15 protein-coding genes are annotated in these 12,815 nt (G+C 58.5%); 9 read left to right on the forward strand and 6 right to left on the reverse strand.

Features of this window, described 5'->3' with window-relative positions; genetic code table 11:
* Positions 1-3: 3 nt before the first annotated feature.
* The 5 genes from BLO97_RS20690 to BLO97_RS20710 all read left to right on the forward strand — a co-directional run bounded on the left by BLO97_RS20690 (position 4) and on the right by BLO97_RS20710 (position 4,326).
* The gene (locus BLO97_RS20690) at positions 4-1,083 is read left to right on the forward strand and encodes a COX15/CtaA family protein (RefSeq protein ID WP_092347721.1); all 1,080 of its coding nucleotides are present in this window, start codon (positions 4-6) and stop codon (positions 1,081-1,083) included.
* Entirely contained in the window at positions 1,071-1,970 is a 900-nt protein-coding gene (cyoE, locus tag BLO97_RS20695) for a heme o synthase (protein WP_063323572.1), read from the forward strand. Before BLO97_RS20690 ends, cyoE begins: the two co-directional genes overlap by 13 nt.
* Complete coding sequence (locus tag BLO97_RS20700; RefSeq protein WP_063323573.1) at positions 1,967-2,602, forward strand: SCO family protein; 636 nt, start codon at positions 1,967-1,969, stop codon at positions 2,600-2,602. The genes cyoE and BLO97_RS20700 overlap by 4 nt, the downstream gene beginning before the upstream one ends.
* A 625-nt stretch (positions 2,603-3,227) precedes the next feature.
* A complete protein-coding gene (locus tag BLO97_RS20705) occupies positions 3,228-3,590 on the forward strand; it encodes a DUF6124 family protein (RefSeq protein ID WP_092347724.1) in 363 nt (120 codons plus the stop codon).
* Between the two features lie 187 nt (positions 3,591-3,777).
* Positions 3,778-4,326 carry a GNAT family N-acetyltransferase gene (locus BLO97_RS20710; RefSeq protein ID WP_256572157.1) on the forward strand — a complete coding sequence of 183 codons (549 nt, stop codon included), beginning with the start codon at positions 3,778-3,780 and terminating at the stop codon, positions 4,324-4,326.
* A gap of 141 nt (positions 4,327-4,467) precedes the next feature.
* Here the strand turns inward: BLO97_RS20710 and BLO97_RS20715 are convergent, their stop codons facing one another.
* The 3 genes from BLO97_RS20715 to BLO97_RS20725 form a co-directional block, all read right to left on the reverse strand.
* Positions 4,468-5,118 (reverse strand): DUF2459 domain-containing protein, encoded by a 651-nt coding sequence (locus BLO97_RS20715; protein ID WP_092347727.1) that lies wholly within the window; start codon positions 5,116-5,118, stop codon positions 4,468-4,470.
* 152 nt (positions 5,119-5,270) lie between these two features.
* Positions 5,271-5,843, reverse strand: a complete 573-nt coding sequence (locus BLO97_RS20720) for a hypothetical protein (RefSeq protein WP_092347730.1) — start codon at positions 5,841-5,843, stop codon at positions 5,271-5,273.
* A gap of 362 nt (positions 5,844-6,205) precedes the next feature.
* Positions 6,206-7,045: an SDR family oxidoreductase gene (locus BLO97_RS20725; protein WP_092347733.1), complete on the reverse strand. Its 840-nt coding sequence runs from the start codon at positions 7,043-7,045 to the stop codon at positions 6,206-6,208.
* 86 nt (positions 7,046-7,131) lie between these two features.
* Between BLO97_RS20725 and BLO97_RS20730 the strand changes: the two genes are divergently transcribed.
* From BLO97_RS20730 to BLO97_RS20740, 3 genes are all read left to right on the forward strand, one after another.
* Positions 7,132-7,542 carry a winged helix-turn-helix transcriptional regulator gene (locus BLO97_RS20730; protein WP_256572158.1) on the forward strand — a complete coding sequence of 137 codons (411 nt, stop codon included), beginning with the start codon at positions 7,132-7,134 and terminating at the stop codon, positions 7,540-7,542.
* Positions 7,543-7,901: 359 nt separating this feature from the next.
* Positions 7,902-9,050 (forward strand): helix-turn-helix domain-containing protein, encoded by a 1,149-nt coding sequence (locus tag BLO97_RS20735; protein ID WP_092148807.1) that lies wholly within the window; start codon positions 7,902-7,904, stop codon positions 9,048-9,050.
* Positions 9,037-9,516, forward strand: coding sequence for a DUF4411 family protein (locus tag BLO97_RS20740; protein ID WP_092347735.1), 480 nt, complete (start codon positions 9,037-9,039; stop codon positions 9,514-9,516). The genes BLO97_RS20735 and BLO97_RS20740 overlap by 14 nt, the downstream gene beginning before the upstream one ends.
* A 214-nt stretch (positions 9,517-9,730) precedes the next feature.
* On the opposite strand, the gene BLO97_RS20745 is transcribed toward BLO97_RS20740, so the two are convergent.
* Positions 9,731-10,531, reverse strand: coding sequence for an alpha/beta fold hydrolase (locus tag BLO97_RS20745; RefSeq protein WP_092347796.1), 801 nt, complete (start codon positions 10,529-10,531; stop codon positions 9,731-9,733).
* 148 nt (positions 10,532-10,679) lie between these two features.
* Positions 10,680-11,327, reverse strand: coding sequence for a ferric reductase-like transmembrane domain-containing protein (locus tag BLO97_RS20750; protein WP_092347738.1), 648 nt, complete (start codon positions 11,325-11,327; stop codon positions 10,680-10,682).
* Between the two features lie 424 nt (positions 11,328-11,751).
* Between BLO97_RS20750 and BLO97_RS20755 the strand changes: the two genes are divergently transcribed.
* Positions 11,752-12,447, forward strand: a complete 696-nt coding sequence (locus BLO97_RS20755) for a DUF1963 domain-containing protein (RefSeq protein ID WP_092221005.1) — start codon at positions 11,752-11,754, stop codon at positions 12,445-12,447.
* Between the two features lie 55 nt (positions 12,448-12,502).
* Here BLO97_RS20755 and BLO97_RS20760 read toward each other — a convergent pair whose 3' ends face one another.
* Positions 12,503-12,796, reverse strand: coding sequence for an antibiotic biosynthesis monooxygenase family protein (locus tag BLO97_RS20760; protein WP_092148825.1), 294 nt, complete (start codon positions 12,794-12,796; stop codon positions 12,503-12,505).
* Between the last annotated feature and the right edge of the window lie 19 nt (positions 12,797-12,815).

Here is a 12,815-nt window from a genome sequence, read left to right on the forward strand (position 1 = left end):
GACATGGCCAAACCTGGATTTCGCCTCGCGCTGTTTGCCACGCTGCTGGCATTGATCGTCGTCCTGCTGGGCGCCTACACCCGGCTGACCCACGCCGGCCTCGGTTGCCCCGACTGGCCCGGTTGCTACGGGTTCATCAGCGTGCCCAAGAGCGAAGCCCAACTGGCCCATGCCGAGTTGCACTTTCCCGACACCCCGGTGGAAGCCCACAAGGGTTGGAACGAGATGGTCCATCGCTACTTCGCCGGGGGCCTGGGCTTGATGATCGTAGCGTTGGCGGCACGGTCCTGGATGAACCGCCACCGTCCGGGCCAGCCATTGAAGTTGCCACTGTTCCTGCTGGCCGTGGTCTTTGCGCAAGCGGCGTTCGGCATGTGGACCGTGACCCTGAAACTCTGGCCACAAGTGGTCACCGGGCATTTGCTGGGCGGCTTCGCGACGTTGAGCCTGCTGTTTCTGCTGACCTTGAGATTGTCCGGCGTGCTGCCGGCGCTGACCGTGCCCAAACGCCTGCAACACTGGGCCACCGCCGGGCTGCTGCTGGTGATCGGCCAGATCGCCCTCGGCGGCTGGGTCAGCTCCAACTACGCCGCCGTGGCCTGCATCGATTTCCCCACCTGCCACGGCCAATGGCTGCCACCGGCCGATTTTGCCAACGGCTTTCACCTGACCCAGCACATCGGCCCGAACTACCTGGGCGGGCAACTGGACAGCGACGCCCGCACCGCCATCCACCTGACCCACCGCATCGGCGCCTTGCTGGTGACCGTGGTGCTGCTGGGGCTGGCCTGGCAATTGAAAACCGTCGGCATGACCCGACTGGCCGGCCTGGTGTTGATCGCACTGGCGGCGCAAATCACCCTGGGCATCAGCAACGTGCTGTTCCATCTGCCGCTGCCGGTGGCCGTGGCCCACAACGCCGGGGGCGCCGCGCTGCTGCTGACCCTGGTGCTGGTCAATTATCACGCCCGCACCAGCCTGGTCCGGGTCAAGCATCAAGTCCCGCTGCGCTGGCGGTTCAACCCGCATAAACACGGCGCCAGCCCCATAACTATAAAAGGAGAGATGCCATGGCAACCTTGACCGGTGAACGCCACAGCCAAGCGATCTGGCGCGATTACCTGGAGCTGACCAAGCCCAAAGTGGTGGTGCTGATGCTGATCACCTCGCTGGTGGGCATGTTCCTCGCCACCCGCGCCGGCGTGCCGTGGACGGTGCTGGTATTCGGCAACCTGGGCATCGCCCTGTGTGCCGGCGGCGCGGCGGCGGTCAACCATGTAGTGGACCGGCGCATCGACGCGGTGATGGCCCGCACCCATAAACGCCCCTTGGCCGAAGGGCGGATTTCCCCAGCCGCCGCCCTGACCTTCGCCCTGGCCCTGGCCGTGATCGGCCAGGCCTTGCTGCTGGCCTTCACCAACCCGCTGACCGCCTGGCTGACCCTCGCCTCACTGCTCGGTTATGCGGTGGTCTACACCGGCTTCCTCAAACGCGCAACGCCGCAGAACATCGTCATCGGCGGCCTCGCCGGCGCAGCGCCACCGCTGCTGGGTTGGGTGGCGGCCACCGGGCATGTCAGCGCCGAACCGCTGCTGCTGGTGCTGATCATCTTCGCCTGGACCCCACCGCACTTCTGGGCCCTGGCGATCCACCGCAAAGAGGAATACGCCAAGGCCGACATCCCCATGCTGCCAGTGACCCACGGCGAGCACTACACCAAGGTCCATATCCTGCTGTACACCCTGGTGCTGCTGGCGGTGAGCCTGATGCCGTTCGTGATCCAGATGAGCGGCATGCTCTACCTGATTTGCGCGCTGGTGCTCGGCGCCCGGTTCCTGCAATGGGCCGTGGTGTTGTACCGTGGCAGTCGGCCGCACGCGGCGATCAATACGTTCAAGTACTCTATTTATTACTTGTTCCTGCTGTTCATCGCCCTGCTTGTAGATCATTACTTACTGTTGAGCCTATGACTCGAACCCAGAAAACCGTCTTCATCCTCGTGGCCGTGATCGCACTGATCCTCGGCCTGACCATCAATAAGGTGCTGTCGGGCAAAGGCCAGGGCGACCCGACCGCGCTGATCGACGCTGGCATCATCCTGCTGCCCCAGAGCCGCAACCTGCCGGACGTGAAAATGACCGACCAGGACGGCCAGCCCGTGGCGATGGACGGGTTGAAAGACAAATGGAGCCTGCTGTTCTTCGGCTACACCTTCTGCCCGGACATCTGCCCCACCACCCTCGCCCAACTGCGCCAGATCAAAAGCGAGTTGCCGAAAGAGGCTGTGGATAAGTTGCAGATCGTACTGGTCAGCGTCGACCCGAACCGCGACACGCCCAAGCAACTGAAGCAGTACCTGGGGTACTTTGATCCGCAGTTCATTGGGCTGACGGCTTCGTCTGTCGAGGATCTGCAGAAACTGGCGAATGCGGTGAGTATTCCGTTTATTCCGGCGGATACCAGTAAGCCTAACTACACGGTTGATCACAGCGGCAACCTTGCGGTGATTGGGCCGGACGGTACTCAGCGTGGGTTTATTCGTGCGCCGTTGAATAATCAGAAGCTGGTGGCGCAGTTGCCGGAGATGCTGAAGCGCAAATAACGCCTCCAGAAGCATGCCGCTCAACTAAGCCGTGCCGATTCCTTGTGGCGAGGGAGCTTGCTCCCGCTCGGCTGCGCAGCAGTCGCAAAACCGGGCGACGCGGTTTGCCTGAAGAAATGCAGGGGGCCTGCTGCGCAGGCCAGCGGGAGCCAGCTCCCTCGCCACAGGGGTTTGTGTCGAACCAAATATCCAGCCAACGCCGCCCCCTGTGGGAGCGAGCTTGTTCTCGCGATGAAAACGACGCGGTTCCAGAACAGAAAACCCCACCCGAATCGCTAAAAAACCTCCCTCCTACAGCCCTCACCTACACCCCTCTATCAAGCTACGCATCCTTGCGCCTTTGCCTACAACTACGCCAGAATCCGCCCGCTTGTGCGCCTTGTCCCTGGGTTCTATTGTTTTCCTGCCACTGCCCATCAGTGGTCGGGTTTAGTAGCCCAGATGACATATCGGCAGCATGAGTCTCATCAGTCAGGCGTTCGCCTGCACTCGATGGTGGCTGTGCGCATGGCGCCCTCGGGCGCGCCGGTTTTAGGTATGTCACCGGTCTACTAACCTGCGCACAGCCGCCTCCCTACCGTTTAGTAGCGGGATGGTCGCGGCCCCATTGAGGAATGACATACCTATGTTCAAAGTAACTCCGAACCAACCAGAAACAGATTCCACCGCACAATCCGCAAAATCCAAAGCCAAGCAGCAAGACGAAACCACCAAACGCGTGCTCGATCACTACCTGCTGCCGAAATCTGAAAAATCTAAAGATGAACCAAAACCGGGCCAGCTATTCACCGTCGTGAAAGGCCTCGATAACGAATGCCTACTCGCCAACCTCAGCGAAACCCTGGCTTCGGCTGATGCGATGGTGAGTGATCTGGCGTTCGACCTGAAAGGCTCGCGGCGTCATTTGGCGCTGGGGATTCAGCAGTTGATTGAGCTGAGCTCGTTGTTGGCGAATCAGGTATTGGATAATGTGGAGCCGGGGCGGTAGGTAGGCTGTTCCCAACGGAAAAACCCGGCGTTCTGCGTCGGGTTTTGGTGCGTTCATCCATAGACGTGGACGAGTTCTCTCCAAACAAGAACTCTTCCAACAACAACCGCTCCTCACCTCCCACACAGCCCTTTTAGCGAAAGGCTGAAAACGGCCAGAAGGCATCCTTCGCACGTGTCTATGGAACTTGGGGCAGTTTATTTCTGATTTTGCAGTGGGTATGACAGACACCGATTTTTTTGGACACCTTTCGAGAAACAATGTGGCGATTCGACGGTTCAGAATCGGAGATGAGATTGCGTTGTTCCGCGTCTTTTACTCTGCCATTCACGATATTGCGTCAAGAGATTACACCCACGATCAAATCGAAGCCTGGGCTCCTGCTGATCTTGATTCGAAGCTCTGGGCGAATCATCTTCGAGATCTCCGTCCGTTCGTGGCTGAGATCGCCGGCGAAATAGTAGGCTACGCCGACATTCAACCGAACGGTTACATCGACCATTTTTTTGTGTCGGGTAATCATCCCCGGCGGGGGATAGGTTCTTTATTAATGAATCGTATTCATGAAGAAGCCAAGTTGCTTGGAATCAGCGAACTTACTTCTCATGTCAGCAAAACGGCTGAACCATTCTTTGTATTGCACGGTTTTTATGTCGTAGAGCGAGGATTTCCGATCCGTCGGGGCGTAACGCTTCAGAATGCGTTGATGCAGAAAAGCCTGAAATGCGGCATATGAATATTCGGTAGAGGGGCAAGTGGCCGCTTTATTTCTGATACACGTGGGATGCAATTTCGCAAACAGGACTTTGGGTGAGTCACATTCACTGGAAACTGGATGTCAGCATCACTGGAATACACACCCGCCGTCAGGCACAGGTTAGCGGATAGCCAGGCAGGATGCACCGACCACTGTCGCTCGGCGTAACTGCGACATGACGTTCCCCGCCGTAATCACCGCCGTAGGCAACATTGGGCAACTGCTCGCGGCCAGCGCCTCTGCGACCCAGGTATTGCAGGTATAAAACAGCGAATAGCTACCCTCGGCCTGGTAGAACCGGCTCTCTCCATACAGCCCAGGCCCGAGCACCACCAAGGTGCCCGTCGCTGAGTGGGTGAAGGTCCCGGCCACGAACGCGAGCAGTCGTTGGTAGCCGTCCTCCATCACCCGCACTTCGATGACCTCGCTTGCGGCGAAACGCCGCCTGGGGTCCCCGTCAATTTTGACCGCATGCAGCACGGTTGCCGTCGACCCGAACAAGGCTCGCAGGGCGAGGCTCGAGGTGGCCTGTGGGGCTCGGTAAAAATCCTCGTCCCCCCAACCGAACTCAACGAAGTCGCCGTCGCTGAACTCTTCGGCCAGTGCGGGAAGCACCTGAAGTAGATCGGGGCGCGCAATGACTAACCCGGTATGCAGGCCATGATTCACTACATAGAAGGACCGCCAATGGCCACCCTCGCCCCTCGGCGGGTCCGACGCGGCAGCGCAGCCGAACAGCGTGAGGACCAGGGTCAGCACTACAATGCGCATACACAAGGGCTTGGAGGCTCGCTAACGAAACGTAGGAAAACCCAGCGGGGTTGGCGCTGTATCTCGGCCAGAAGCAACTATGGCGCTTAGACATTCAAAGCAGCAGACAGATAAGGGGACGGATTTATTTTAAAATCACACAGTCTGCTCCCTTATCCACCAACCGGACGACAGTCAGAGGATGGCAGGCAGTAGAGCAACTCCCCCGTCATGTAATCAAACCAATAGACGGATCTATAGAAATCGACTGCTTCGATATAGTCGGACAATAATCTAAAACCCTCGGAAAATATCTCCGCGCCAGACACTTGCCAGATTATGTCGCCATCAATGGAGAGGCGAGTAATCTCCAGCTCACCGTGTGAGAGGAGAACTCGATGCTGATTTTCCCAGTAGATACCAAAGCAAGTCGCAGTATCGACCTTAGCGGTCCACAGAATCTGATCGGGATGCTCTAGCGACAAGCAGGCTACTCGGTCGCCGACTGCTATATAGAGCTTGTCATCGACCGCTGTCGCCGAATGCTCATGGATTGCGGTGCAGCCGCCTCCGGCACCTATCACTAGGATATTTTCACCATTCTGTTTCACCCCATGGACTGACGTAATCGACCCGTCCGTAAGGAGCAACTGGTGCACATAGGCGTGCGTGTTGTCCGTGGATTTAAACGAGTACGTCGGCTCGTCAATGATCGTGATGAGCCCATATGGGGTTTGGATGTCCATCGGATTGCTGTTTTCTGACCCGTTTGCGATCAGAGTATGCCTCAGGTTTCACCTCGGGACAGAACACCTGCTTCGAGCGCCGCCGTCCTGGTTGGGAGATTAGGGGGCATGAGGCATCGCACCGCTGGCCTAAGGACATCCCTGAATCCTGATTATCTCAAGTGTGTCGACTGCTTGGCGTTCGGGGCTGTGGACCTTTTATGAGCGCTTCGCACTCAAGCGGGAGCAAGCTCCCTCGCCACGGGGGTTCGAGCCGCTGTCGGGAGCCCGGGCCGCTTTTGTCCGTGGGTCTCATCACCCGCTGCGTGCCGGTTTATCCCGTCCGGCACGCGTGTCCATTTTCCTGGCCTTGGTTTGACCGCTTAACTCAAAGACTCCGCAACCGACGCAGTCCCCCGCCCAATCAACCGCCCCAGCCCCCCACTCTCATCAAACAACGCCCCTTTCGCCGCCGCCGCATCAGAATCCGCCAGCAACGCCGCCAACCCCGCCGGCAACCCGACACTGATCAACACCGCCTCAAACTCAGCCTGCGGCAGGTTCTGATAAACCACCGGCTTACCGGTTTTCTCACTGATCAACGCAGCCAGCTCAGTCAAGGTGTAGCTGCTATCCCCCGCCAGTTCATAGACTTTGCCTGCCTGCCCTTCAGTGGTCAGCACCACCGCTGCGGCTTGGGCGTAGTCGGCACGGGGGGCGGAGCTGATGCGGCCCTCGCCGGCGCTGCCGAGCAGGACGCCATGTTCCACGGCGCTCGGTACGTTCGCCAGGTAGTTTTCGGTGTACCAGCCGTTGCGCAGCAATACGTGGGGCACGCCCGACGCTTTCAAGGCGGTTTCGGTATCGCGATGTTCAGCGGCCAAGCCCAAGGTGGAGGTGTCGGCGTGCAGGACGCTGGTGTAGGCCAGGAGCGTGACACCTGCGGCCTTGGCGGCATCGATCACGGCGCGGTGTTGGGCGGCGCGGTTGCCCAGTTCATTGGAGGAGATCAACAGCAGTTTATCGACGCCTTTGAGCGCGGCAGTCAATGTGGCCGGTTGGTTGTAGTCGGCGGTGCGTACCACCACACCCTGTGCGGCCAGGTCCTGGACTTTGCCGGGGTCTCTGACCAGGGCGATGATTTGCTCGGCTGGCACGCGTTCAAGCAGGGATTGGATAACGAGACGGCCCAGTTGGCCGGAGGCTCCGGTGATGGCGATCATGACAAATACCTTGATGGGAAAAGGAGGTGAAGTCATCCTAGGGCCCTAAGTAACTTTTTGTAAGTACGTACATAAAGGTAAGTATCGTGGACATCACCACCGAAATCTCCGAGCCGTTTAGCGCCGCTGTTCGACGCGGCGATGTACTGAGCGCCGATTGCCCTTCTCGGGAGATCCTCAAGCACATGACCAGTCGCTGGGGCGTGCTGGTGCTGGTCATTTTGCTGGGCGGGATGCACCGCTTCAGCGAGCTGCGCCGCAAGATCGGCGGGGTCAGCGAGAAGATGCTTTCGCAGACGTTGCAGGAGCTTGAGGCGGATGGGTTGGTCAACCGCAAATCGCTGCCGGTGGTGCCGCCGCATGTGGAGTACCGCTTGACGCCGTTGGGTCGGGAGGCGGCTGAGCATCTTGAGGTGATGGTGAATTGGATTGAGGAGAAGATCCCGCAGATTATGGCGGTGCGGCGGGGTCGGTTGGGGGGTGAGGCGCAGGAGTAATTGGGGCTGCTCGGCGACAAGAGACAGGTCTATATTCAAGGGGGCTCCCCCTTCAAATAACATTCGCGTGGATGCTTGCTCCTGCTTCTCCACCTTCTGAAAGTCAAGCCAGGGCCTGACCACCGCATCTCCAAGCCACATATCCTTGCGCCTTTGCCTACAACCGCACCAGAATCCGCCGGCTTTTCAGCCTTGCCCTCGGGCTCTATCGTTTCCTTAACACTGGCCGAGCCGGCATCGATGACACTCAGGCATGCTAGCTCCCCTCGGGAAAGTCATAGGCCCGGCCGCATCAAACTTTCGGCAGCTAGCTTTGGTGGCTCATGTTCACCGGTACACACCGCCTATATACTCAAATCATGGAACGTATCCAATCAATCAATCTCGCGCGGATAGACTGGTGTTGTACCGATCACGGTATGACGCGGGACGAGCTCGCCCGTGAGATCGGTATAGCACCTGCCAGCTTTGAAAAAGTGATGGCCGGCGAGACAGGGCTGACCTTCAACCAGCTGCGTAAGCTGGCGGCCGTTTTCGGGCGAGGTACCTTGTTTTTCATGGAGCCAGGGCCGGTCAACGAGGCAAAGGTGCACTCGCCGCAGTTCCGCACCTTGAGCAATCAGAAACCGGAACTTTCGCACCGCCTGAAGCTGCTGGTTGAGCGAGTGGAGCGTCAGCGCGCAGTGTTCCTTGCACTGCGTGAGGAGCTTGAACCGACGGAGGTCGTGCGCTTCTCGCCGCCCGACCTCGCAGGCCTGAGCATCCCCGATGCGGCCAGCCGTGTGCGTGAATGGCTGGGGCTGGCGAACCGTAACAATTTCGACAGTTATCGTAAGGCCATCGAAGCGCGCGGCCTGTTGGTCTTCCGCAGCAATGGCTACAACGGTAAATGGCAGATTGCGAAGGAAAGCCCGATCCTCGGTTTTTCACTCTACGACCCTGAATGCCCGGTAATCGTCATCAAGAAGCAGGATGCAGATACCCGCCAAAGCTTCACGTTGATGCATGAGTTAGGGCACCTACTTATTCATCGGGCAAGCTCAATTGACGATGAAGAGGATTTGTATTCGGCGGACGATGAAGAGCAAGAGGCGAATGCCTTTGCCGGCCATCTGTTGGTCCCCGATCAGTTTCTATTAAGCATTCATGACAATGAGCGCCCTGTTGAGGCGGCCGAATTTGATGGCTGGCTGGAACCACAACGCAGGGCGTGGGGTGTGAGCGGCGAGATGATCCTACGGCGTCTGATGGATGCCGGACGTTTGCCAAGCGAAGCCTATGCCGCATACCGACGGTGGAACAAGCAACGAGTGATGCCTGAAAAAGAGGGTGGCAGCCGAGAGCACCGCAATCGCGAACCCCGGCACATTTTTGGCGATGGTTACGTGCGTACAGTGCTGGAAGCCATGAACGCTCGTCGTATCACTCTCGCCAAGGCAAGCAGCTATCTCGACAACCTTAAGATCTCGGACCTGCACAAGCTGGAACGCTTCTATGCAGGTGTTTGATGCCTCATCCATGCTCTACGCATGGGATAACTACCCTATCGCGCAGTTTCCGGGTCTTTGGGCATGGATGACGGATCGAGTGGCGCAAGGGGTGATTCGGATGTCCGAGGTTGCCGCCGAAGAAGTTGGACACAAAGCACCGGAGTGCGTGACCTGGCTGAAGGAGGCAGGTCTGCAAACGATGCCCGTGACAGAGGCGATCCTGTTGGAAGCCTTTCGTATCAAGGGATTGCTTGAGATCGAAGAAGACAAATACGGTGCTGGGGTTGATGAAAATGATCTATATATCATTGCAGCCGCGAAGCTACATGGCTGCGAGTTGGTCACGGATGAGGCGTTTCAGCCTTCTGCGAACAAGCACAAACGCAATTGGAGGATTCCTGCTGTTTGCAATATGGAAAGTGTGCAGACCCCCTGGATCAACTTCCTCGACTACATCAAGCGATCCCAAGCGGTTTTTGGGTGATGACTTCAAGTCATTTGAGTAAAAAATCGGGCAGATTTAGCGTTCTGTCTGTTGCCAGAGATGTCGACTGATACGGCCCCATCGCGAGCAAGCTCGCTCCCACAGGAGATGGTGCATGGGCGTTAATAGAGTGGCGCTTTTTGGGGGGCTTCGCATAAAAAACCCGGCGTCCTGCGCCGGGCTCTGGATCAGTAGACCCGTGTTAGTGTGATCATCATTTGGAACTGACCTGCGCCGCTTCAACGATCAGCTCTGCCACTTTATCCGGGTTGGACGTCATCACCACGTGGGACGCGCCCTGGACAGTGACGGTCTTCTTCGAACCTGCACGGTCGGCCATGAACTTCAGGGCAGCCTCGGGAATGTTCTTGTCCGCCGAGCCGTAGATGAACCAGGACGGCGTTTTTTTCCAGGCCGGTTCGCCAGACGCTTCCTTCAAGGCCGCCTCGCTGATGGGCCGTTGAGTGGCAGCCATCAATGCGGACTCGGTCGCCGGCACGTCGGCGGCAAACTGTTGGCCGAACTTGTCCTGCTGGATGTAAAGGTCCTTATTGCCGTCGTCCAACTGCACCGGCGCGGCCAGGGTCGGCCCAAGGGTGCCGCCAGGGTAGCGCCCGGACAGTTCGATGGCGGTTTCGCCTTTGTCCGGCGCGAACGCCGCCACGTAGACCAGCGCCTTGACACGGGGGTTGTCGTGCACCGCGTTGGTGATCACGGCTCCGCCGTAGGAGTGCCCCACCAGGATCACCGGGCCGGCGGTGTGCTCGACGATGTCAGCGACATAATCGGCGTCCTGCTTCACGCCGCGCAGCGGGTTAGCCGCTGCCACCACCGGGTAACCCTGGTTCAGCAACCGGGTGGCCACGCCATTCCAACTGGACGATTCGGCGAATGCGCCATGCACCAGCACGACGGTGGGCTTGGCGGCGTCGGGTTGCGCGGCGGCGCTATGGAGTGATGTCAGGGCCAGTGCAGCGGTGAGGGTGAGGGCCAAGAGCGATTTGATAGTGCGCATGATCATTCCTTTTCTTTTATGGGTATGCCGTGCCCATGTGCCGTCCTGGCCGACACATGAGCGGGTGCGATGGGCTTACTTGCTCAGGAAGTGGTTGAGGCGGTCCTTGTGGGTGTCGGTATGCCGTGCGGCGCGCCTGGATAGACGATCAAGAGGCGACCGCTGCCCGGCGCATCGACGCTTGCCTGGCTTGGCTGCGTTTGTTGGCCATGGCCAGCTTGCCGACCAGTCGGATCGCCACGGCGGCGCAGATGAGGCCGAAAGGCAGCACGTACCAGTCGCTCATCGGGATACGTTTGAAGTTGGAGAGGGCAAATACAGCGGCGATGACCCACATGCCGGTGACATGCAATGCCTTCCAAGCCTTGGGGCCCAGCAGTCGGGCGGGCCCTTTGAATGACGTGAGGGCCATCAGCAGGATGAAGGCGTAGGCGGTCCCGCCCGGGATGTTGTTGGCAACGGTGCGGGCCGGCCAGAACTCGATGTTGAGCTGCCCATAGGCGTAGATCAGCACGGCATGCACCAGGTGGGAGAAGGCAAAGGCGAGGCCGATGAAGCGTCTCTCGCGGACCAATGCCTTGGCGAACGGTGAAGGCACCAGCACGGCAAAGGCCGACGCGGTGAACGCGATCAGAAACAGGGCGAAGGAGGAGCGGGCGGTGGCGCGGATGGCGCTGCGCAGGCCCTCGACAAGGTCGGGTTGTACCGCGACAGCCGCGATGCTCATCGCCACCACCAGGACGGCGATCAGGCTGAACAGCTGCCAGCCCTGAGGGCGGTAGGGTTGGGTATTCATCGCAAGATCTCCTGTAATAAGGGCTCGCCATTCGGGGATCCGATGGCGAGTCGATGGGGAGAATTCTTGCAAGGGGATGTATACCGGCTATGTTCGAGAACCGGCGTTTATGCGTCGTTTTGAGTCTGCGAAGGCGCTGGATACAGTGGCTTACACATGCAGGCCATGAATCCGAACGGTAGCGGCTGCACTTGGCGTGCAACCAGCGCGAAAAATGGGGACAGCTTTATTTTCAGTCAGTAAATTCCTCCCCTTTTTCCATCCTTGCGCCTTGGCCTACAACTAAACCCGAATCCGCCGGCTTGTCCGCCTTGCCTTCGAATTATATCGTCTGCTTATCAACGGCCGAGCCGGTATCGATGACACTCGGATACTGAAAGTCTGCGGCCCTTACATCTGTAGCAAAAGGAAGATCTACATCGCCATGGACATTCAGGAAATCAAGCAACGTCTGGCCCGCCCCGCCGTGAAACTTGTTGCCGGCGGTTTTCGTCCTGCCGGGACCGATGAAGAGAGCTGGCTGGGCAACGTCTTCCTGTTCCGGCCTGATGAAGATGTACCCACCAACCAGGCGGGGCAACCGTTGCTCCCCTATGCGCAGTTTTACCTGCCTGCCCTACCCGTCCATAGCCCGCTGCTGGCGGGAGTTCGTGTATTGACGGTGTTCATTTCAAACCCGCTCCCCGAGCACTTTGAGCCGATGGGGAATAATTGGGTCATCCGCGAATATGGGCCGGATGACGTGTTGGTGCGCAAGTCTTTGCCGGTGGCAGGGACATTCCTCAAACCCTTCCCGCTGACAGCGCAAGCGGTGCCGGAGGACTTTCCACTGTGGGATGGCGGTGGTGTCCCGGAGGACCTTGAGCAAGCAATCCTCACGCTGGAACGCGCGGGCAAGATACAGAGCTATTACGACTTGGTTACCCACACCTACGAACACAAGTTCGGCGGTTACCCTTCGTTTTGCCAGTCGGGTGTTGATCCGGGTGAAGGCTTCGAGTTTGTGTTCCAGATCTCATCGGACGCGAAGATCAATCTGAATGTGGTCGACAGTGGGAGCCTGATGTTCTGGAAGCACAACGAAACTGGGGAGTGGGCGCTTTATTACGATTTTTACTAAAAAATAGGGGGACAAATAGGGGGACGGATTTATTTTCTGCCCCCCTTCGTCAGCCCTAAAAGCTGCCCCCTTCAACATGGTAAACCCTCGGCTCCTCCGAAAAATATTCCTCCAACCCCATCATGAACAGTCGATGGTCTTCACTCGCTTCGAAGCCCGGAGAGTGGTCTTCCAGCGATTGCCACCGCACGATCAGGTTGAACTGCTCGGGGGTTTCGATCCCTTGCGCCAGCATGTGGCCGCCGTAACCCTTGGCCCGTGTGAGCAATGGAGCGACCTCGGCAAATGCACGTCGAAACGTTTCGATGCGTTCTTTGTAAACAGGAAGCACAGCGATTTCGTAAACCATGACGCACCTCTGAATTGGT

It is taken from the genome of Pseudomonas sp. NFACC05-1 (assembly GCF_900100135.1).
GTDB lineage: Bacteria > Pseudomonadota > Gammaproteobacteria > Pseudomonadales > Pseudomonadaceae > Aquipseudomonas > Aquipseudomonas fluorescens_Q.